Source organism: Sphingobium sp. Leaf26, from assembly GCF_001421665.1.
Classification (GTDB): Bacteria; Pseudomonadota; Alphaproteobacteria; order Sphingomonadales; family Sphingomonadaceae; genus Sphingobium.
Genome location: NZ_LMKV01000032.1, coordinates 96457 through 117840, shown reverse-complemented (window position 1 = coordinate 117840; position 21384 = coordinate 96457). Strand labels below are relative to the sequence as shown.

Sequence of the window (21384 nt, the reverse complement as noted above, 5' to 3'; positions counted from 1 at the left end):
AGCGTTGGCGTCATAATCAGCAACAATAAAATCTGGGAGAGTGAAACATGAGGAAGGTGGGTACAGTCCGTCTTGCGAGCATGATGGCGGCGTCCGGTCTGGCGCTGACGATCGGCGGCGCCGCGCTGGCGCAGGATGCGGCGGATGCGACGAACGAAGACATCGTCGTCACCGGCATCCGCGCCAGCCAGAAGGCATCGATCGACATCAAGCGCGACTCGATCGGTGTGGTCGACTCGATCGTGGCCGAGGATCTGGGCAAGCTGCCCGACCAGAATGTCGCCGAATCGCTCCAGCGCGTCGCCGGTGTGACGATCGAGCGCAACCGGGGCGAAGGCCGCTACATCACTGTCCGCGGCTTCGGCCCCAAGTTCAACGCAGTCACCGTCAACGGCCGCACGCTCGCCACCGACAATAATGGCCGCGAATTTTCCTTCGACGTTCTTCCGTCCGAAATCATCGCAGGCGCCGATGTCTTCAAATCGCCGCAGGCCAATCTGAACGGCGCGTCGATCGGCGCGACCGTGGACGTGCATACCCTGCGCCCGATCGACCAGAAGGAACAGTTCGCCTTCAGCGCGTCCGCCGGCCAGATGTGGGCAGAGATCGCCGACAAGTTCAATCCTGAAGTCTCCGGCGTCGCCTCCTGGCGCAACGCCGATCGCACCATCGGCCTGTCGCTGTCGGGCGTCTACACCAAGCGCGACACCCGCAACGACGAATTCACGATCGGCGCGGGCCATGTGAAGCGCTCCAGCGGCGATTCCTACTACCGCGCCAATGGCGTGACCGGCGGGCGTATCGGCCCCGATGTCGCGCCTTTCTCCAACATTTCCATGCCGTCCAACCTGTCGCCTTTCTTCTTCGAGCGCGGGCTGGAACGCTATGGCTTCTCCGGGTCGTTGCAGGTCCGCCCGACCGACACGCTGACGGTTTCGCTCGACGGCCTCTATTCCAAGGCCAAATTCACCGAGCAGCAGACCGGCCTTGCCTACGACTTTTCCGGCGGCACGCTGGTCGAGCAGGTGGTCGACGGTGGCGAGGCTGTCTATCAGCGCTATCAGGGCGGCTTCGTCGACCAGATCCTGCAATATGACCAGCGCAACGTCATGACCAACCAGTTCGGCGTCAATGTCGAATGGAAGCCCGTCGATACCTTCAAGCTGAAACTTGACGCCTCCCGGTCGAAGGCGGAACGGCGCGGCAAGGAGAATAATCTCTTCACCACCATCCGCCGCAAGAATATCGACCTGTGGTTCGACCGGCGCGGCGACAGCCCGATCTATGATTATGGCTTCACCAGCCCCAATTATCCCAACGCCGCGACCAGCCCGCAGGGTATCACCGCGCATTATTATATCTGGGGCGGCGGCACCGACGTCGATGACAAGATCGGCGAATATCGCGCCGACGCCGAATGGAATGCGACGTCGAACCTGACCTTCTTCACCGGCGCCATGATCGCCAACCGCAAGAAGACGCTGACCGCCGACGAAATGCCCTTTGGCGAGCAATGCGCCTATTGCGGGTCCGACCGCCTGTTGCCGACGTCGCTGTTCAGCCCGACAAACCGCAATTTCTTCCAGGGCAGCGGCCCCGACAACATCATCCGCGACTGGGTGATCTACAATCCGCAACAGTTGGTCAGCGTGATCGACCAATATGCGACGGAGGATGGCAAGGCGTTCAATCCGGCCGTCTTCTCGCCGTCGGCCTCCTCGATCATCGATGAGAAGGTGAAGATCGCCTATGTCATGGCCAATTTCGAAACCACGCTGGGGTCGATGCCGCTGACCATCAATGCCGGCCTGCGTTACGAGAATACCGATTACACCTCGTCGGGCGCATCACGCACCGTGCTGAGCGCCAAGCCACGCGTCGATGCCAATGGCAATCCGACCGGCCAGAACGACATCGTCGTGTCGGGGATCGTGCCGGTCAGCTTCCGCGGCAAATATGACGACTGGCTGCCCTCGCTCAATATCAAGCTGGAGGCGGCGGACGACCTGATCCTGCGCCTGTCCGCGTCGAAGGTGATGACCCGCCCGACGCTGACCGATCTGTCGCCGCGCCAGTCGATCCAGACCAACCCCGGCAACGAGACGATCAGCCGCGGCAACCCGGACCTGCAACCCTTCCGCGCCAAACAGATCGAGGCCGGCGTCGAATGGTATTTCGCCGACTCCTCGCTCCTGTCCTTCGCCGCCTTCTACAAGAAGATCGACTCGTTCGTGACGCTCGTCACCACGCCGCAGAAGGTCGACGAAGTCACCTTCCAGGTGACGGTGCCGGGCAATGGCAAAGGCGCGACGGTCAAAGGTTTCGAAGTCGGCTATCGCCAGGCCTTTACCGGCCTGCCCGCCCCGTTCGACGGCCTCGGCGTCCAGACCAGCTTCAACTATACCGCCTCCAACGCGAAATATGAAAATGCGGTCGCCAACCTCTCCTTCGGGCTCGAAGGCCTGTCCAAATATAGCTACAGCCTGGTCGGCTTCTACGAGAAGAGCGGCATCCAGGCTCGTGTGGCCTACACCTGGCGCGACAATTTCCTTCAGGTCGCATCGGGTCGCAATGGCGAACCGGAATATTTCAACGCCTATGGCCAGCTCGACGCCGGGCTTTCCTATGAAGTCACGCCCAACTTCACCATCTTCGCCGACGCGCTCAACCTGAATGATGCCAAGGAATTCATCTATTCGGTAAGCGAAGACCGCACGAAGGAATATCGCAAGACCGGCCGGCGCCTTTCCGGCGGGGTGCGCGTGCGCTTCTGACCGTCGAGGGCGGGACGCCATAGCGGCCCGCTCCCCTCTCTTCCATCCCGCCTCCCTTGCCGCCCTACGCATTGCGTGGGGCGGTATTGGCATGTGCACCAATGGTAAAAATCCGCAGATCCCACCCACGCCATGAAATTTCGTATCTATGAATATTTCATCTATGCGAATTTAATCCAATGCTCTAGAAGGAGTCGCAACAAGCAAAAGGGCTGGAGGGAAATAATGCCGGTCATTCATCCGAACTGGGATCGTGCGCCTGTCAACATGGTCGACGGCTATTCGCTGGAAATGACCGCAAAGGATGTGGAATCCCTGCGGGAGGCGGCCCCTGCCATCGCCCGCGAAACACCGGTCGCCGTCACCTTCCTGCCCGGCGAGGATTTCGCCGCCCGCATCGCCGCCACAAAGCTGGTGCGCAGTCTGGGCTTTGAACCGATGCCGCATTTTTCCGCCCGCCGCATCACCTCGACCGCCGAGTTCGAGGATTATCTGGCCGCCGCCGTCGCGCAAGCCGATGTGCGCCGCTGCTTCGTCATCGCCGGCGACCCGTCCGAACCGGAAGGCCCCTATTTCGACAGCAGCGCCCTGATCGCCAGTGGCGCGTTCGAGCGGGCCGGCATCCGCGCCATCGGCATTGGCGGCCATCCCGAAGGCCATCCGAACATGAGTTCGGAGCAATGCTGGTCGGTGCTGACCACCAAATGCCAGGAGATCGAGGCACGCGGCATGGCGCCACTGATCGTCACCCAGTTCGTTTTCGACGCCGACGCGGTGCTGGCATGGCTCACCGAACTGCGCGCCCGCGGCATCAGCGCGCCGGTCCGCATCGGCGTGCCCGGCCCGGCGGGCATCAAGACGCTGATGCGCTTTGCCGCACGCTGCGGCGTCGGTGCTTCCGCTTCTGTGCTCGCAAAATACGGAATTTCGATTACAAAGCTGATCGGGTCGGCCGGCCCTGACAAGCTGGTCGAGCGGTTCGAGCGGGCGCTGGGGGAAGAACATGGCAAGGTGCGGTTGCACTTCTATCCCTTTGGCGGTCTGGAAAAGACGGTGGCCTGGATCAACGACTATGCCCGCGCGCACTGACGCAGATGGGTGAGCGGGAGGAGATTGACGTGACGACTATCTATACGCTGCGGCTTCAGTGCGACGACAAGCCGGGACTGGTGGCGAAGGTCGCCGGCTATCTGGCGGCACGGGGCTGCAACATCGTCGATGCGCAGCAATTTGACGACGCGATGACCAACACCTTCTTCATGCGCGTCGCCTTCAAGCCTGGCGCGGGCGAAACGCTCGACAGCCTGTGCGACGGGTTCGCGCCGATCGCGCAGGACGCCGGCATGGAATGGTCGCTCACCGATCAGGCGACACCCAAGAAAGTGGTGCTGATGGTCAGCAAGTTCGACCATTGTCTGGGCGACCTTCTCTATCGCCAGCGGATCGGCGAATTGCCGATGGATGTGGTCGGCATCATTTCCAATCATCCCCGCGAAGCGCTGCACACCTCGATGATCGGCGACATGCCCTTCTTCCACTTCCCGATCACCAAGGACACCAAGTCGCAGCAGGAAGCCCGGATCAAGCAGGTGGTGACCGAAACCGGCGCGGACCTGATCGTCCTTGCCCGCTACATGCAGATTTTGAGCGACGATCTGGCCGCTTTCCTGTCGGGCCGCTGCATCAACATCCATCACAGCTTCCTGCCCGGCTTCAAGGGCGCGAAACCCTATCATCAGGCCTATGATCGCGGTGTGAAGATGATCGGCGCGACCGCCCATTATGTCACCGCCGACCTCGATGAAGGCCCGATCATCCATCAGGATGTCGAGATGATCGGCCATGCCGACGTCCCCGACGAACTGGTGCGCCGTGGCCGCGACATCGAACGGCGGGTGCTGGCAGAAGCGGTGCGGCTGCATTTGCAGGACCGGGTGTTCATGAACGAGTCGCGTACCGTCGTCTTCCGGGGCTGATCCATGGCTGCGCTGATCGACGGGCGCGCGATGGCGCGCGCGCTGGGCGAGCGGACCGCACAGGCCGTCGCCACGCTGAAGGCCGACGGCGTCGATCCGGCGCTGGCGGTGGTGCTGGTGGGGCATGATCCCGCCAGCGAAATCTATGTCCGGCGCAAGATCGGCGAATGTCGCAAGGCCGGCATCGGCTCGATCGAAAAGCGGCTGGCGGCCGATTGTGGCGAACAGGCGCTGCTGGACCTGATCGATACGCTGAACGCCGATCCGGCGGTGCATGGCATCTTGGTACAATTGCCGCTGCCCGCCGGGATCGACGCGGCGCGGGTGCTGGACCGGATATCGCCGGCCAAGGATGTCGACGGCTTCCACCCGGTCAATGTCGGCCGCCTGTCGACCGGGTCGAAAGGGCTGGTCCCCTGCACGCCGCTTGGCATCATGCTGCTGCTCGACAGCGTGATCGAGGATTATCGCGGCCTCAACATCGTGGTGATCGGCAAGTCCAACATCGTCGGCAAGCCCGTCGCCATGCTGCTGCTGGAGCGCGAAGCGACGGTGACCGTCACCCATATCGAGACACGCAACCTGCCCGACCTCGCCCGCGCCGCAGACGTCATCGTGGCGGCGGCCGGCGCGCCGCATCTGGTGCGCGGCTATTGGGTGAAACCGGGCGCGGTCGTGATCGACGTCGGCATCACCCGTATGGTGGATCATGACGGCGCCAGCCGGATCGTGGGCGATTGCGCGACCCATGAACTGGACCATGCCAAAGCGGTGACCCCGGTGCCGGGCGGAGTCGGGCCGATGACGATCGCCTGCCTGCTCAGCAACACCGTCACCGCCGCACAGAGGAGCATGAGTTAAGATGGCGAAGTCCGTCACCACCCGCGTCCGGGTCAAGGAACTGCCGCTGCTGGCCGATATCGGCATCAACCCGGACGAGATCGGCCGGCGCCAGCCGCTCGTCATCACAGTCCAGTTGCTGCTGGAGGACGGCGCGGTCGAGGGGATCGGCGAAACGATCGACTATCGCCGGATCGTGCGCGCCGCCGAAGCCATGGCCGAAGTCCACATCCCGCTGATCGAAACCTTCGCCCAGCGGCTGGGCGAGGAATGCCTCACCTGGCCGGGCGTGATCGAGGCTTGCGTCAATGTCGACAAGCCCTTCGCCCTGACGCGCGGGCTGGCGGGGGTGGAGGTCATCGTCCGCGCCTAGGGCACGCCGCGCCCTATCGCCCCAACCCCTCCACCGTTCGGGCCAAGTCTGTCGAAGCCCCTCCTGCCTGTTCGCCGCTATCCACCAGACACAGGGTGCTTCATCCGACAGGAACTGGCGTAAAGGCCCGGCCTCGCCTATGAAACAGGCCATCCTTCCTGCCGAGGCTCAAGCCGCATGTCACCTGCTCCTACCCCTCACCAGAACGCCGCGCCCCCCATCGCGGGAGTCGAACTGGGCGGGACCAAGATGTTCGTGCTGCGCGCCAACGGCCGGGACATTGTCGAGCGGGTGACGATTCCAACCACGACGCCCGACGAAACACTGGGCGCAGCGGCCGCGCTGTTGCAACGCTGGCATGGCGACGCGCCGTTCGCCGCGCTGGGCATCGGATCGTTCGGGCCGCTGCGGCTCGACCGCGCGGCGCATGATTTCGGCCATATGCTGCCCACGCCCAAGCCTGGCTGGACCGGCGCGGATATCTATGGGGCGCTGACCGCCAATCTGCCTTGCCCCGCCGCGATCGACACCGACGTCAACGGCGCCGCGCTGGCCGAAGCGCGCTGGGGTGCGGGAGCGGAGAGCGACATCCCGTCCGACTGCCTTTGCTACATCACCATCGGCACCGGGCTTGGCGCCGGATTCGCGCTGCATGGCCGCCCGCTTCATGGCGCGATGCACCCGGAAGTCGGCCATATCCTCACCCGCCGCGCGCCGGGCGACAGCTTCGCCGGGGCCTGCCCCTTCCATGGCGACTGTATCGAGGGGCTGGTGGCGGGACCCGCGCTGGCCCAAAGATTCGGCGTACCCGGTGACCGGATCGCCAGCGATGATCCGCGTTGGGACGATGTCGCCCATGATATCGCGCAGATGATCGGCACCATCCTGCTCACCACGGCGGCGCGGCAGGTGCTGATCGGTGGTGGCGTGGGCATGGGCCGCACGGCCCTGCTCGACCGGGTACGGGCACAGGTGGTGGCGCAACTGGCGGGCTATCTGCCCTTCGTCACGACGGAGACGGTCGGATCGATCGTGCGTCCGCCGGCGCTGGGTGACCAGGCCGGACCGCTGGGCGCGGTCGCGCTGGCGCTGGATGCCTTGGAAAATGTGCATCCCGGTTGAACGAAGCAGGCGCCACGCCGATGCGCGGCGCCTGAACCGGATCAGCCGTTCAGCTTGTCCTTGACCGCCTTGGCGGGGGTGAAGGTCAGCTTCTTGGCGGCAGCGATCTGGATGGTCGCACCGGTGGCCGGGTTGCGGCCTTCGCGGGCCGGGCTGTCCTTGACCTTGAACTTGCCGAAACCGTTCAGCGAGATTTCGTCGCCCTTGCCAGCGGCATCGGCGATCGCCGTGAAGACATCGTCCACGATCTTGCGGGCATCCGCCTTGGAGAGGCCATGGGCCGAGGCAACGGCTTCAGCCAGATCCGTGTTGTTCATAAATATTGCCTTTCTTTTGCAGGAACCTTCGCAACAGCCTGATAGCGCGCGTTTTCGGCCCGTCCAAGGGGGGGAAAGGCTTCCATGTCCATAATTGTCATCTTTTTGGGGGCGATACAGGCCGGAAAATCGGCCGGTCGGGCCTGTCGCGCGGTTAGGAGCCGAGCATCTGGCCGATCGACGTGTCGAAATGCCGGTCGATCGCCGCCGCCGCACCCACGGAATCACGCCGCGCGATCGCCTCCGCCAGGTCCATATGGCAGGCCAGAATGTCCTGCCGCTGCGTGTCGGTCTGCCGCGTTTCCCAGGCGCGCGGCACCGCCGTTTCCATCAGCGGCGCGAAAGACCGCATGATCTGCGCGAACAGCAGGTTCGACGCCGCCTCGGCAATGGCGGTATGCAGCGCGATATCGTGGCGGGTGATCTGCGCCATATCGTCCTGCCCGTCGGCCATGGCCTGCGCGATCGCCAATATATTGGCCGCCTGCTCTTCGGTGCGTCGCTGCGCGGCCAGTGCGGCGATGCGCAGTTCCAGCGTGCGCCGAACGTCCCACACATCGGCGACGCTCACCTGCTCGGTCGATACTGCATGGTCGAGCGAGGCGCCCATGACCGATCCGTCGATCGCCCCCACCCGCGCGCGCCGGCCATTGCCGACGTCGATCAGGCTGAGCGCGGCCAGCGCGCCAAAGGCTTCGCGCATCACCGCCCGGCTGACGCCCAGGTCCGCAGCAAAGCTGCCTTCGCCCGGCAGCGTGTCGCCGACCTTCATGCCATGGTCGCGAATATGGTCGCGCACCGCCTGAATGGCGCGATTGACCAGTGAGCCGCCGTCTTCCGTCATGCCGCCAGCCTGTGCGCACGATATTGCGTCGGCGCAACGCCGAAATGGCGGGCAAAGGCGCGGGTGAAACTGGCATTGTTGAGATAGCCGCAGCGATAGCCGACCGACGAGACGGGCAATTCAGTGGCCAGCAGCATCGCGCCCGCCCGGTCCAGCCGCTGCGTGGTGATCGCATCGGCGACGGTGCAGCCGAACATATCGCGAAAACCGCGCGTCAGCTTGGCCCGGTTGAGGCCGCAGGCCCGCGCAATGCCGTCCAGCGTCAGCTTCTCCGCCCAGCGATCCTCGATCAGCCGGCGCGCCGCCAGTAATCGTTCGCTATCGGCGCGGGACAGCAGCGCATCCTGCCCGATCGGCACATAGCCATCTTCCCGCCCGACCCGCAGCAGGTCGCAAAACAGTTCGATGCTCTTGGCCAGACGATAGGGGATGGCGGCGGCGTCATGCAGGCTACAATCGCGGATGGCGAGCGCGATGGCCCGCAGCGGCGCCGGCAGATAATAAGCGACCCCCGGCATCAGCGCCACATCGCCATCGGCCACCCGAACGCAGGCATCGGGCGACAGCAGCAGGATGAGCCGGCTGCCCTGATCCTCGTTCAGATCATCCTGCGATGGCTGATAGACCAGCCGGACCGACGCCGCCTGCCCCACCGCGCCAAAACCCAGGATGAATGCGGTGGTCAGGCCCATGTCATTGGCAGGCGTCGCCATGCCCGGTCCGACCAGCGCGATCATTTCCGGCGATACGATGATTCGGTCCATGGGCGTCTCTCCTTGCCCCTATCCATAACCTATCGGATAGCTCCCGACAATAGCTATCAGATAGGTCTGGCTGCGGCGCGTTTCATCGCCAGCCAGAAGGCACCGAGTGACACGCAACTCACGGTGACGCCGACCACCGCCAGCCCCTCACCCAGATGCGCCTCCCCGCCCAGCAGGCCGCTGATCGCCGTGACCAGCGTGGGCGCGACGCCAAATCCGATCAGCCCGGCCAACGCGATGAAAGCGCCAATGCACAGCCCCCGCACTTCATTGGGCAGCATCACCGTCAGCGCGACCGAGGTGATCAGGCCCGTCACCGTCCCGCACAGCATCAACGCGCCCAGCGCCACGGCAAAGGCGGGAATGCCCGGCATGATCGGGAAGAGCGCCGCCGGTATGCCAAGGCCAGCGGCAATCACCGCCCCGATCAGCAGCCCGCCCTTGCGCCCGCTCTTCTGCCCGATATCGGCCGCTACGCCGCCCAGCACCGATCCGGCCACGCCGGTCAGGAAGATGAGGCTGCCCATCCAGCCGGCAAAATCGGGCGGCGCCAGGCCATAGCTGCGCGACAGAACGGGCGAGGCCCATATGGCGGCGGCGGCATCGGCCATGACCACGCTCACCTGCCCAACGAACATGGGGCCGAGGAAAGCGCGCCTCGACCAGAGTTCGGCGACCACCACAGGCCAGGGCGCATGGATGCCGGCCGCCACTTCCCGCCGGACCGGTTCGCGCAACAGGAACATCGGCAGCACCAGCGCCGCGCTGATCGCGGCCAGCGCATAATGGGTCGCCCGCCACGGCGCGACACCAGCGAACAATTCTCCAGCGCTGCGATGCAGGAACAGGCTGAGCAGCCAGCCCGCCAGCGCGAACGCCCCCGCCTGCCCCAAAGCCTTGCCCAGCGTCACGATCAGCAGCGCCCTGCCCCGCTGATGCGGTGGACAGAGGTCGGCACACAGCGACAACGCCGCCGTCAGCGCACCGGTGGTGCCGATGCCCGCCAGCATCAGCGCGATGAATAACATGGTGACGGTCTGTGCCGTGGCCGTCAGGAACGTACCGAGCGTCCAGACTATAGCCAGCCCGATGAACAGCCGCAGACGGTTGGTTCGATCCACCAATAGCCCGATGGGTATGGAAAAGAGCAGCAGCGGCACGGCGGCGGACACGCCCTGCACCAGCGATAGCTGGAAGTCGCTCAGCGCCATGTCCGCCTTGGCACCCTCCTGCACCATGCTGAACGATCCCATCATGGTGAAGCCGGCAGCCATCGCCAGCGCCAGGATCAGCAGGGATGGCAGGATATGCAGGAAGGATGGCGCACTGGCGGGCGCGGCGGCGGGGGCGATGGTCGCCATCAGGCCAGCGCCCGTTCCAACGCAGCGCGGCTGTCGCGCCGCGCCTGCAACGACACCGGCGTATCGCCGACCATGTCGAACGCATGGAAGGCGCCGGGATAGACGTGCAATTCGGTCAGGACCCCTGCGCGCAGCAGGCGGCGAGCATAGTCCATATCTTCCTCCAGAAACAGGTCGAGCGCGCCGGTCGCGATGAAGCTCGGCGGTAGGCCAGCCAGACTGTCCGCCCGCGCCGGCGCGGCATAGGGCGACACCCCGGCGGCACCCGGCGCATGGCCCAGCAGCGCCGACCAGCCGAAATGATTATTATGCGCGGTCCAGATAAATTCTCCGGCATAGGGATGCGGATCGGCGGCCGTGCATGTCCGATCGTCCAGCATCGGATAGATCAGATGCTGGAAGGCGAGCCTATATTCGCACCGGTCCCGCGCCATCAGCGCCAGCGCGGCGGCCAGGCCCCCGCCCGCGCTCTCCCCCATCACGCCGATCCGGTCGCGATCCACGTCCAGCGCCTCGGCCTGTCCGAACAGCCAGCCAAGGCCAGCATAGCAATCCTCGATTGCAGCGGGGAAAGGCGCTTCAGGCGACAGGCGATAGTCGACCGACACCAGCAGGCAGTTGAGGTCCGCGACCAGCGGATGATGCAGCCATTCCAGATCGGCGGCGCTACCCGTCACATGGCCACCGCCATGGATGTGATAGATGCAGGGCAGTGGCCCGGTGACATCGGGCGGACGATAGATATGGAGCAGGATATCGGGCGCACCCTTCGGCCCCGGCACGCTGCGCCGCTCCAATATGACACCGCGATCCACAAAGGGCGGCGCGGGAAAGCCCTGCTCACGCAGCGTGGGCAACATCTCGGCGGACAGGCGCTGGGTCGGCACCGCTTCCAGCAGCGGGCGAAGCGCCGGATCGACGAGCGGCAGACTGTTCATGGCTATCCTCTTGTTATGATGTCCGGCCGCACCAGGGGCACCAGCGCGGCCGAACCGTTGAGCCCCCCGGCTAAACGCCTGTGTCTCAGAAGGCGAAAATCTTGCCCGGATTGAACAGGTTCTGCGGGTCCAGCGCACGCTTGATGACCCGCATCAGGTCGACCGCCTCACCCAGTTCCTCGACCAGACAATGTTGCTTGCCAAGGCCAATGCCATGTTCGCCGGTGCAGGTGCCGTCCATCGCCAGCGCCCGGTCGACCAGCCGCTGGTTGAGCGCCTCCACTTCCACCATTTCCTCCGGCGCGTTCGGATCGATGGAGAAGATGACATGGAAATTGCCGTCGCCGACATGGCCCAATATCGTCGCGGGCAGGCTGGCCTTGTCCAGATCCTCGCGCGTCCGGGTAATACATTCGGCGAGGCGACTGATCGGTACGCATACGTCCGTCGCCCATCCGATCGCACCAGGACGCATGTTGACGGCGGCATAATAGGCCTCGTGCCGCGCCTTCCACAATTTCGAACGTTGTTCGGGCAAGTTGGACCAGCGAAATTCACCCCCGCCATTCATGGCGGCAATCTCTTCCACTGTCCGAACCTGCTCGTCCACATAAGACTGAGACCCGTGGAATTCGAAGAACAAAGTGGTCAGTTCGGGATAGTCCAGCTTCGACCAGCGATTGACCGCGCGCATCTGCGCGTCGTCCAATATCTCCACCCGCGCCAGTGGCACGCCGATCTGGATCGACTGCACCACCGTATCCACCGCGCCCTGCAACGTATCGAAACTGCATACGGCCGATGAAATCGCTTCGGGTATGGCATGCAGCCGCAGCGTCACTTCGGTAATGATGCCCAGCGTCCCTTCGCTGCCGATCATCAGCCGGGTAAGGTCGTACCCCGCCGCCGACTTGCGTGCGCGCCGCGCGGTGCGGATGATCTTCCCGTCGGGCGTCACGACCTTCAGGCTCAGGACCGCCTCCCGCATCGTCCCGTACCGCACGGCATTCGTTCCCGAAGCCCGCGTGGCCGCCATGCCGCCGATGGTGGCGTTGGCGCCCGGATCGATCGGGAAGAACAGCCCCTGATCGCGCAAATGCTCGTTCAGTTGCTCGCGCCGTACCCCCGCCTGCACGGTACAGTCGAAATCCTCCTGATTGACCTCCACGATCGCATCCATCCGGCTGAGATCGATGGTGATCCCACCCATCACCGGCAGCGTATTGCCCTCGATCGAGGTGCCGGCGCCGAACGGGATGATCGGCACGCCCGCCGCCACGCATAGCTGGACGAGATCGGCCACCTCCTCGGTCGTTTCGGCGAAGACCACCGCATCGGGCAGCACCGGCTCGAAATGGGCCTCGCTCTGTCCATGTTGCAGGCGGATCGCGTCCCCCATGGCCAGCCGGTCGCCGACAAGGGCCGCGACCCGATCAAGGAAACCGTCCGGCAAGGGCTTGCGCGGCAATATGGGCGTGTGCGCGCGCATCGGATCAGAACTTGAAGCTGGCGCGAACGCCATAGCGGCGCAGGTCGCCAATGATGCCCAGGTCCGATGCCGGCAGGCCCGCCAGTTGCAACGTCGTCTTCTCGATATAAGAGTCGAAATATTTCTTGTTGAACAGGTTGTTGCCGAAGACGCCGAACTCAATACCGCGTGCCGTGGCAAAGGTGATGGAGCCGTTGACCACGGCATAGCCCTTCAGCAAGGTCGGCGTCGTCTGGTTCAGCGTCGCCGCCAGCCGCTTGCTCTTCCCATTCAGGCTGGCGTTGAAAGTCAGCTTGTTGTCGCCCAGCGGCACCACATAATCGCTGCTGATATTATAGAGCCAGTCGGGCTGGAAGGTCAGCCGGTCGCTCGACAAGGTACGGCCCGTGACGTCGGTATATTCCGAGGAGTCGATCAACCGGGCGTGCATGTAGGTCAGGCCGCTGGAAATGGTCCAGTTGGCGGTCGGACGCACCCGCGCTTCCAGTTCCGCGCCATAGCTGTGCACATGGCCGGCATTGAGGTCGACCGTCACCAGTCCCCCCGCGCTGCTCGGCGCGACGCTGTTCAGGCCGATATAATGTTTGTAATCGCTGAAGAAGATGTCGCCCGACAGGCTGAAGGCGCTGGTCGCATATTTTGTGCCGACTTCATACGTCCAGGCGCTGTCCCCCTGATAAGTCCGTACCGGGGCCGTCGGCGCATTGAAGCCGCCACCGCGATAGCCGCGCGCGACCGACGCATAGGACATCAGGCTGGGGTTCCAGTGCCGGGTGATCGACAAACGCGGCTCCACCTCATTGGACTTCAGGCGCGGCGCGCCCGATGCCCGGCGGTTTTCATGATCGTAGCGCATGCCGAGCGCGACTTCCCAGTCGCTGGTCGGCTTCCAGAAGACGGTGCCGAAAGCGGCATAGGTGTCGCCGACGCGATGGTCGGACGACGGCAGCACCAGGCCGAAGGGCACGATCCTATTGGCGCCCGCCGCGTCGAACGTTTCGCGGCTGTAGAACAGGCCGAACAGGGTCGACAGTTGCGCGTTCAGCGTCGTGTCGAACCGCAGTTCCACCGTCTTGGTGCGCAACTGGTCGCGGCCGGTCGAACGGACGATGTTGGCCGGCCCGAAATCGCCATCGCTGTCGGGCGAATTGGTGTCGCGCGCATCATAGGCGGCGAGCAGCGTGACGCGGGTGTCGATCGCCTCGATCGGCGCCTCGATCCGGGCATTGACGCCGCGATATTGATAGGTGGTGATGCCGGTCGTGTTGAAATTATTATTGCGCGAATAGTCGGTCGGGCCGGCGACCCAGGCATAGGGAACGTTATGCCCCTTGATCCAGTCATAATAGCCGTTGACCGACACGACCACGTCATTGCCCGGCGTGAAGCGGAGCGTGCCGCTGACCGAATCCGTATTCAGGCTGTTGGAATTGCCGCCGACGGTGGTGTTGCGGATGAAGCCGTCCTGCTGCCGATGGGCGGCGCCGATACGGATGGCCAGCTTGTCCTGCACGATCGGGGCGGAGACGGAACCGGATACCAGCCAGCTATTGTCCGGGCCGGCATAGCTGGCCGCGCCGCGCGCCTCGAAATCATTGCCGGGCTGGCGGGTGATGACATTGATCGCGCCGCCCAGCGTGTTCTTGCCATAGAGCGTGCCCTGCGGCCCGCGCAGCACTTCGATCCGCTCGACGTCGAGCAGCGGGTTGTTGAGATAGGCGGTGTTGGGGCGATAGATGCCGTCGATGAAGAGGCCGACGCCCGGCTGCACCGTCTGAACCAGCGTCACGCCGACGCCGCGGATCGACACGAAGGCGCGACCCGCACCATCGCTGGAGATGTTGAGGCCGGGCGACAGCGCAGCGGCTTCGCGGACGCTATTGATATTCTGCCTTGCCAGCGTGTCGCCGCTGATCGCCGTTACCGCGACCGGCACATCCAGCAGCGTTTCCTGCCGTTTACGCGCCGTGACGATGATATCGGAATTGGCGTCCGCCGCTGCGGCGGTTGCTCCCTGCGCTTGTGCGGCAACGGGAAGGGACGCGGCGATCGCGACACCGGCAGATAGCAGAGCCTTCAATTTCATCACTCTCTCCTCCCGCTGTCCGGGGGAATCATGTCCGCCGGATCATATCTGGGCCTATCTGATAGGTACAGCTTTCAGATAGGTTTGGGGAGATAATCGATTATGCCGTTCGGGTCGAACACTTCGCCGATCGGATTCGCATTTACCTGTCCAACTCGCTGTCGCATTGATCGCGATACCATAAAACATCGTTCGCCCTGAGCCTGTCGAAGGGCGAACGGTTCTAGAACGGTAATTCGCGCCCTTTCCTCACCAGCAGCTATAACCGCCATCAGCCAGCACGATGCTGTCGGTCACATCCATCACCACGCCATCAGCTTGAAAGCCTTTGCCCCGCAAGGTCGCCACCGCTGCGTCGACCAGATCGGGCTTCACGTCCGCAATCGTCACCGCCGCGCCCATTTCGGCCGGTGCCTCGACACAGGCAAGTCCGATACCGCTCGCCCCACCGGTCACGAGCGCGCGCCGGCCATCCAGTTTCAGTCGTTCCAGATACATGGGCTTTGTCCTTCAGGGCATGTAGGGCGCGGCGGGCATGGGCGGTTCATGCACCGCCTCCCCGGCCGCGAGCTGATAGACCAGCCGCTCGTCACGGGTGAACGGTGCCCAGGGCAGGCGGCCGTCGGTGGCGAAATCGACCCAGATGCGATGCACCCGGTCGGCCAGCGCCTGCGGCGGCGCATCCCCGCATATGCCCTCCGGCCCGGTGACGCTGGCCAGCGTGTCGAACACGAAGGGCAGTTCCATCGCATGCGCCGCCCCCAGCCTGCCAAAGAGCGGCGATCGCCATTCGAACTCATACATATGGGTGCGCCCGCGATGCTCCTCGGCAAAGCGCCGGGCGGGCCAGCGAAAGACGAGATCGTGCATCGCATCGGTAAAGGCATGGCCGGGCTTCACGCCTCTTGCCCCCATGCCATATGCTTTGAGCAGCTTGCGCGCGCCGGGCTGATGCTTGTGCACGAACCAGGTTGCGAGCAGCCGGCCGATCTTCTCCCGCACGCCGGTAGGGATGAAGTACAGGTTCATCTCCTCCGCATCGGTGCCGATCAGCAGGTCGATTTCCACCCCCACGCCGACCTTCAGCGCGGCGAGCGGCTTGTGCGGCAATATATCGTCGCCATACACCGGGATGAAGCGGCTGATCCCGAACACCGGCTCCCGCCCTTCATCATCGCGCAGGTCGATGCGGGCGGTAGGCTGGCTGACCTTCTCGATCGCGTCCAGCATTGCGCCGGGCGCGACCGATCGGAAGCCATCGACATCCGGCGTGATCCGCAGCCGTTTTGCGAGCGCCTTCACCATACGTTGTGCCACGCCGATATCCCGCGTCATCGCACCATGGCCGCTTTCCACGATCGCGCGGCGGAACAATCCCTTGGCGAGCGGTGAAGTGATCAGGTTGGCGACCGACATGGCGCCGGCGGATTCGCCGAAGACTGTGACATTATCCGGATCGCCACCAAAGGCCGCAATATTGTCCCGCACCCAGCGCAGTGCAAAAATCTGGTCGCGCAGGCCCAAATTGGTCGGAATGCCCGGAATGGGCAGGAAGCCCTCCACGCCCAGCCGATAGTTGATCGCCACCAGCACTACATCGTCGCGCGCGAAGGCGCTGCCATCCTGCACCGCCGCATCCTTGCTCCCCACCACGAAGCCGCCGCCATGGATGAAGACCATGACCGGAAGGCCCGTGGCATCGCGGGCGGGCATCCAGATATTGAGCGTCAGATAGTCGTCGCCTTCGCTCCAGCCGTTGCCCACCAGCGCCCCTATATCGACGCCCGGCATGGCGCGCACCCGCTGCGGCGCATTGGCCCCCGGCACCAGCGCATCCCGCACACCGCTCCAGCCCTGCACCGGTTGCGGCAACGCAAAGCGGCGATCCCCGACCGGAGGGGCCGCATAGGGAATGGCCAGGAACCGGGCGACGCCATCATGGACGGCGCCACGCACCTGGCCAGCCCCTGTGGGCACGATCATATCCATCCGTCCGCTCCAATGCCTTTTGCGGCGCAGTCTAAAGCCGGACCAACGCGCAGCGGAGCAAAATGGCTTTGCCGAGCCGCACGGCCATGCTGCCGAGCGGATAGACGTCGGAATGACTTTTCATTGTCCGCTAATGCGATTGACCTGCATTGACCTGCTCGGGTACCGGACGAGAGCGCCAGTTGGAAACCGCCTATGTCCGTCCGATCCATCATGCCCGTTACTGCGTTTTGAGGACGATCGCTGCCCGTGATGGCTGGCGCTACCGCGCCAATGTCGCGTTGCGCACGCTGGCCGGGACAGTCGGTGCCTATGGCGTGGCGGCTCTGGCCGCCGCCGCGCTGGCCCGTACCCTGCCCGTGGCGCGGGTGGAAGCGGTGACGATCGCGACCCTGATCGCCTATCTGGTAGCGCCTGCCGTCACCATCTGGGCCTTTCTGGCGCGCGGACCATGGCGCGCTCTGGCCGGCGTGGCACTTTCGGCGCTGCTGCTGGGCGGTATCGGCTGGATGGCGGGGCAACCGGCATGAGCCAGGCCAGCATGCTGGTACGTGACGGCGCGCGGCAGGCGATGGCCTGGCTCCATGGCTGGACCGGGTTGCTGCTCGGCCATATCCTCTTCATCATGTGCCTTGCCGGCACATTGAGCGTCTTCAAGCCGGAAATCAGCCGCTGGATGCGCCCGGAAGTCAGCGGGCAGGCCGACCCGGTCCGCGCCATCACCGCCGCGACCGACTGGCTGTCGGCCAACACGACCGGATCGACCGGCTGGTATCTGTCGGCGCCCGATGGCCGATCCAATCTGGTCGAGGCGACCTATGACAGTGGCGGCGCCTATTTCAGCCGCGCGCTCGATCCGCTGAGCGGCGCGCCGGTGCCACGCGACACGCTGGGCGGCGAATTTTTCTATCGCCTGCACTTCGAACTGGAACTGCCCTATCCCTGGGGCCGGTTGCTCGCTTCTGTGGCAGCAATGCTAATGCTGGTGGCTATCATTACCGGCATCATAGCGCATAAGCGGTTCTTCAAGGACATCTTCACCTTCCGCCCGGCCAAGGGGCAGCGGTCCTGGCTGGACGGGCATAATGCGCTGGGCGTGCTGTCCCTGCCCTTCCACATCATGATCACCTTCACCGGCCTGCTGACGCTGGCGTCGCTCAATATGCCCTGGGGCATGACGGCGGGCTATGGCCAGGATCTCATGGCGCTCTACAGCGACCTCACTCCCGGTGCGGTGACGCAGGCGGCAACCGGAACCAAAGCGCCGCTCGCCCCGATCGCCCCGATGCTGGCGCAGGCACGACGCCATTTTGCGGGTGCGCCGGTGGGGCGGGTCTATATCTTCAATCCGGGCGATAGCGGTGCGGTGGTCACCATCTATCCGGTCGAGACGGCGTCGATCGGCTATCTGCCGGCGGAAATCAGCTTCGACGGCGCGACCGGCAAGGTGCTGAAGGCCTGGACGGAGCAACGCCCGGTCATCCGCACCTACCAGACCATCTACGGCCTGCACATGGCGCATTTCGCGCCGCTGCTCACGCGCTGGCTCTATTTTCTGGGCGGCGCGATGCTGACGCTGGCGATCGCGAGCGGAATGCTGCTGTGGATCGTCAAGCGGCGCGAACGGGCGCCGCTGTCGATCGGCAACCGCCTGCTGGAGCGACTGAACGTGGGGGGCCTTGTCGGCGTGCCGATCGGCATGACGGCGTTCCTCATCGCCAATCGCCTGTTGCCCCTGGGCCTGACCATGCGGGCGGAGGTGGAGGTATCGGTCGCGCTATGGAGTACGGGCGCCGCGCTGCTGCTCGGCCTTGTCCTGCCACCCGCTCTGGGCTGGCCGCTGCTTTTGGGCCTGTTGGCGCTGCTCTGCGCGCTGGCGGCCTTGCTGGGTCCGATCTGGGCCAGCGACACCGTTCCGGTCACGGGCAATATGATGTTGCTGGCGACGGCGATCGCGCTGGGCTTGCTGGTCTGCAAACTGCTCCGCCGCCGCCATGCACCAGCACCCGTCCGCCGACGGACAATGCCGGCATGATGCTGACCATCGGTCTGCTCTATCTGTCCCTGTTCGCGCTGGCGGCGCGGATGCAGCGCCATCGTCCCGTGCTGTTGGGCGACTGGCAGAAACGCCCCTTCGTCGCTCATCTGGAACTGGCTGGCTGGACCTTGTTTGGCCTGTCGCTATTCAGTCTGTGGCTGTGGCAGGATGTCGGCATGGCGCTGGTCGCCTGGATCGGCCTGCTACCGTTGCTTGGCGGGGTTCTACTGCTGGGTATGACCTACCGCCCGGATATTCCTCGCGCGGGCGTTCCGATTGCCGCGCTACTGTTGGTCGCGGGATTGCTGATCTAACCCTTCATGTCGATAGTGGCGATCAGGCCGCCATCCTCGGCATTGCGCAGCCGCACCGACGCCTCGAAACTCATCGCCAGCGATCGGCTGATGGTCAGGCCGATTCCGGTGCCATGACGCCCACCCGGCTGGCTGCTCGCCCCGCGCGTAAAAGGCTCGAACATCTGGTCGAGCTGGTCGGTTGGAATGCCGGGGCCATGATCGCGCACATGGATCAGCAGCCGCCCGCCAGTCCGCACGCAACTGATCTCTGCGCTGCCGCCATATTTGACCGCATTGTCGACCAGATTGGCGATGCAGCGCGTCAGCGCATTGGGCTTGACCCGCACGGTCCCCCCGCACCCGCTGGTGAAACGCACCGGCGCGCCCAGTTCCTCGGCGTCCTCGGCCATGCTGGTCAGCAGGGAATCGATGTCGAGCGACGACCATTCCTCCCGCGCTTCGATGCTGCTGGCCAGGTCGAGCCCTTCGCGCACCAGTGTCTGCATCGCCTGATGATCGGCCAGCAGGCGCGCGCGCAAATCCTCATTTTCCACCAGTTCCAGCCGCAGCCGCAACCGGGTGAGCGGAGTCTGAAGATCGTGGCTGATCGCTGCCAGCAATTGCGTCCGCTCGGCGAACCCCGCACGGGCGCGGCGTTGCATGAGGTTGAAGGTGGAGAGCGCCGCGCGCACCTCGTCCGGTCCTTTTTCGGGAATTTCTTCGGGATCCAGCGACACGGAAAAGGCTTCCGCCGCCTGCTCCAGCCGCCGCAGCGGTTTCGACACGAAGCGGGCGACCAATATGGCCAGCCCGGCCGATGCGGCGATGATGACGATCAGGTAGAGCGGGTTGAAAACGGTGCTCGGCGGTTTGGCCATGCGCGGAAAACTAAGGGCGATAGCCCGGCGCTGGCCGATCCCGTCGGTATAGCGCACCACCCAGCAGTCGGGCCGCGGCGCATCGATCAGGCCGGCGACGAACTCTTTTGTCTTGTAGCGATCGGGAAAGCAGAGGCCGGCGGGCACCTGTCCCGCTTCGGGCTGGGATTGCGCGCCAAGACGCGCACTCAGCAGCGATTCCAGATCGAGATCCGGTTCGCTCAGGCTGATGCCTTCTGGCGCAGGCGCAGCGCCGATGATGCTGTGTGTCGCCATCATCGCTTCGATCCGCTTGGGATCGCGACGGAATCGATCGGCAACATCGACAGCGCTGGCCATAACGCGCTGGCGGCGTATCCGCTCGAAATCATGATGCCGCGTCTTTTCCGCCACCAGCAGCGCCACGATCGCGGCCACCGACATGCCAAGCGTCAGGATCAGGAAAATCTGCCCCGCCATCGACCGGAAGAAGCTGCGGGCGCGCCCGATCGCCTTCGCGATCATGAATGGTCCACCGTGCAGGCAAGCACATAGCCTTCGCCGCGCACCGTCAGGATCAGGTCTTCCCCACCTGGCAGGCCGGCCAGCTTGTGCCGCAGCCGGCTGATCTGAAGGTCGATCGACCGGTCGAACGCTGCCGTGGCGCGCCGCTCTGGCAATAATGTCTCCCGGTCCAGCACGACATTGGGTTCATCGATGAAGCGGCTGAGCAGGCGAAATTCCGCCGAAGACAGCATGACCAGCCGGTCGTCCGGCGCCACCAGCCGGCGCTGGACCAGGTCCACCCGCCAGGGGCCGATATGGGCATAACGCATGGCTGTGGCCGGGCGCGGCGCCGGCCCGGTCCGCGCCCGGCGCAGCAGGTTGCGGATACGGACCAGCAACTCGCGCGGCTCGAACGGCTTGGTCAGATAATCGTCGGCGCCCAGTTCCAGCCCCAGTACCCGGTCGATCGCGCTGCCCCGCGCCGTGACCATGATGATCTGCACGTCCGACCCGTCCGCCCGCAACTCGCGGCACAGCGACAATCCGTCGCCATCGGGCAGGTTGAGGTCCAGCACGATCAGGTCGACATCCTCGTCGCGCAGCGTCTGGCGCAGCTCCGCCAGATTGGCGGCGGCCAGCAGGCGGTAATTTTCCTGCCGCAACTGGCCCACGATCAGGTCGCGAATATCGGCATCGTCATCGACCACCAGCACGGTGGCGGGACGGAAGGAGGATGCGTCGGCCATGGCCTGTCCTAGCGCGCGATGCGTTAAAAGTCTGCGCCTCTTCAACGCTGATACAGGCCGATACAAA

The 21384-nt window shown here is 64.6% G+C and carries 20 protein-coding genes; 9 read left to right on the top strand and 11 right to left on the bottom strand.

The genetic code is table 11. The features are described 5' to 3' along the window. The first annotated feature begins 47 nt into the window (after positions 1-47). The 6 genes from ASE85_RS20920 to ASE85_RS20895 all read left to right on the top strand — a co-directional run bounded on the left by ASE85_RS20920 (position 48) and on the right by ASE85_RS20895 (position 7085). A complete protein-coding gene (locus ASE85_RS20920) occupies positions 48-2774 on the top strand; it encodes a TonB-dependent receptor (protein ID WP_056693431.1) in 2727 nt (908 codons plus the stop codon). 225 nt (positions 2775-2999) lie between these two features. Beyond that, a complete protein-coding gene (locus ASE85_RS20915) occupies positions 3000-3863 on the top strand; it encodes a methylenetetrahydrofolate reductase (protein ID WP_056693429.1) in 864 nt (287 codons plus the stop codon). Positions 3864-3892: 29 nt separating this feature from the next. Next, entirely contained in the window at positions 3893-4750 is an 858-nt protein-coding gene (purU, locus tag ASE85_RS20910) for a formyltetrahydrofolate deformylase (protein ID WP_082462968.1), read from the top strand. 3 nt (positions 4751-4753) lie between these two features. Next, on the top strand, positions 4754-5611 hold the full coding sequence (locus tag ASE85_RS20905; RefSeq protein WP_056693423.1) for a bifunctional 5,10-methylenetetrahydrofolate dehydrogenase/5,10-methenyltetrahydrofolate cyclohydrolase: 858 nt from the start codon (positions 4754-4756) through the stop codon (positions 5609-5611). A gap of 1 nt (position 5612) precedes the next feature. After that, on the top strand, positions 5613-5963 hold the full coding sequence (locus tag ASE85_RS20900; protein WP_056693420.1) for a dihydroneopterin aldolase: 351 nt from the start codon (positions 5613-5615) through the stop codon (positions 5961-5963). Positions 5964-6140: 177 nt separating this feature from the next. Then, positions 6141-7085: an ROK family protein gene (locus ASE85_RS20895; protein ID WP_056693418.1), complete on the top strand. Its 945-nt coding sequence runs from the start codon at positions 6141-6143 to the stop codon at positions 7083-7085. Between the two features lie 41 nt (positions 7086-7126). Here ASE85_RS20895 and ASE85_RS20890 read toward each other — a convergent pair whose 3' ends face one another. The 9 genes from ASE85_RS20890 to ASE85_RS20850 form a co-directional block, all read right to left on the bottom strand. Next, positions 7127-7402, bottom strand: coding sequence for an HU family DNA-binding protein (locus ASE85_RS20890; RefSeq protein ID WP_056693415.1), 276 nt, complete (start codon positions 7400-7402; stop codon positions 7127-7129). 154 nt (positions 7403-7556) lie between these two features. Further along, positions 7557-8246 (bottom strand): FadR/GntR family transcriptional regulator, encoded by a 690-nt coding sequence (locus tag ASE85_RS20885; RefSeq protein WP_056693405.1) that lies wholly within the window; start codon positions 8244-8246, stop codon positions 7557-7559. After that, complete coding sequence (locus tag ASE85_RS20880; protein WP_056693401.1) at positions 8243-9010, bottom strand: helix-turn-helix domain-containing protein; 768 nt, start codon at positions 9008-9010, stop codon at positions 8243-8245. The genes ASE85_RS20885 and ASE85_RS20880 overlap by 4 nt, the downstream gene beginning before the upstream one ends. 56 nt (positions 9011-9066) lie before the next feature. After that, complete coding sequence (locus tag ASE85_RS20875; protein WP_056693398.1) at positions 9067-10371, bottom strand: MFS transporter; 1305 nt, start codon at positions 10369-10371, stop codon at positions 9067-9069. Next, positions 10371-11309, bottom strand: a complete 939-nt coding sequence (locus ASE85_RS20870) for an alpha/beta hydrolase (RefSeq protein WP_056693391.1) — start codon at positions 11307-11309, stop codon at positions 10371-10373. The genes ASE85_RS20875 and ASE85_RS20870 overlap by 1 nt, the downstream gene beginning before the upstream one ends. A gap of 85 nt (positions 11310-11394) precedes the next feature. Further along, complete coding sequence (locus ASE85_RS20865; RefSeq protein WP_056693389.1) at positions 11395-12798, bottom strand: FAD-linked oxidase C-terminal domain-containing protein; 1404 nt, start codon at positions 12796-12798, stop codon at positions 11395-11397. Between the two features lie 4 nt (positions 12799-12802). Then, on the bottom strand, positions 12803-14884 hold the full coding sequence (locus tag ASE85_RS20860; RefSeq protein ID WP_056693383.1) for a TonB-dependent receptor: 2082 nt from the start codon (positions 14882-14884) through the stop codon (positions 12803-12805). A 249-nt stretch (positions 14885-15133) separates the two neighbouring features. Beyond that, the gene (locus ASE85_RS20855; protein WP_056693380.1) at positions 15134-15382 is read right to left on the bottom strand and encodes an SDR family NAD(P)-dependent oxidoreductase; all 249 of its coding nucleotides are present in this window, start codon (positions 15380-15382) and stop codon (positions 15134-15136) included. Positions 15383-15394: 12 nt separating this feature from the next. Next, a complete protein-coding gene (locus ASE85_RS20850; protein ID WP_056693376.1) occupies positions 15395-16873 on the bottom strand; it encodes a carboxylesterase/lipase family protein in 1479 nt (492 codons plus the stop codon). A 149-nt stretch (positions 16874-17022) separates the two neighbouring features. On the opposite strand from ASE85_RS20850, the gene ASE85_RS20845 reads away from it, so the two are divergent. Genes ASE85_RS20845 through ASE85_RS20835 form a run of 3 tightly spaced genes read left to right on the top strand, consistent with a single transcriptional unit; the run spans position 17023 to position 19225 of the window. Continuing rightward, positions 17023-17403 (top strand): ketohydroxyglutarate aldolase, encoded by a 381-nt coding sequence (locus ASE85_RS20845; RefSeq protein ID WP_235523644.1) that lies wholly within the window; start codon positions 17023-17025, stop codon positions 17401-17403. Beyond that, positions 17400-18908 carry a PepSY-associated TM helix domain-containing protein gene (locus tag ASE85_RS20840; RefSeq protein ID WP_056693371.1) on the top strand — a complete coding sequence of 503 codons (1509 nt, stop codon included), beginning with the start codon at positions 17400-17402 and terminating at the stop codon, positions 18906-18908. The genes ASE85_RS20845 and ASE85_RS20840 overlap by 4 nt, the downstream gene beginning before the upstream one ends. After that, entirely contained in the window at positions 18905-19225 is a 321-nt protein-coding gene (locus tag ASE85_RS20835) for a DUF3325 family protein (RefSeq protein ID WP_056693369.1), read from the top strand. Before ASE85_RS20840 ends, ASE85_RS20835 begins: the two co-directional genes overlap by 4 nt. Here ASE85_RS20835 and ASE85_RS20830 read toward each other — a convergent pair. Then, entirely contained in the window at positions 19222-20589 is a 1368-nt protein-coding gene (locus tag ASE85_RS20830; protein ID WP_056693365.1) for an ATP-binding protein, read from the bottom strand. The genes ASE85_RS20835 and ASE85_RS20830 overlap by 4 nt on opposite strands. Then, positions 20586-21317: a response regulator gene (locus ASE85_RS20825; RefSeq protein WP_056693363.1), complete on the bottom strand. Its 732-nt coding sequence runs from the start codon at positions 21315-21317 to the stop codon at positions 20586-20588. The genes ASE85_RS20830 and ASE85_RS20825 overlap by 4 nt, the downstream gene beginning before the upstream one ends. Between the last annotated feature and the right edge of the window lie 67 nt (positions 21318-21384).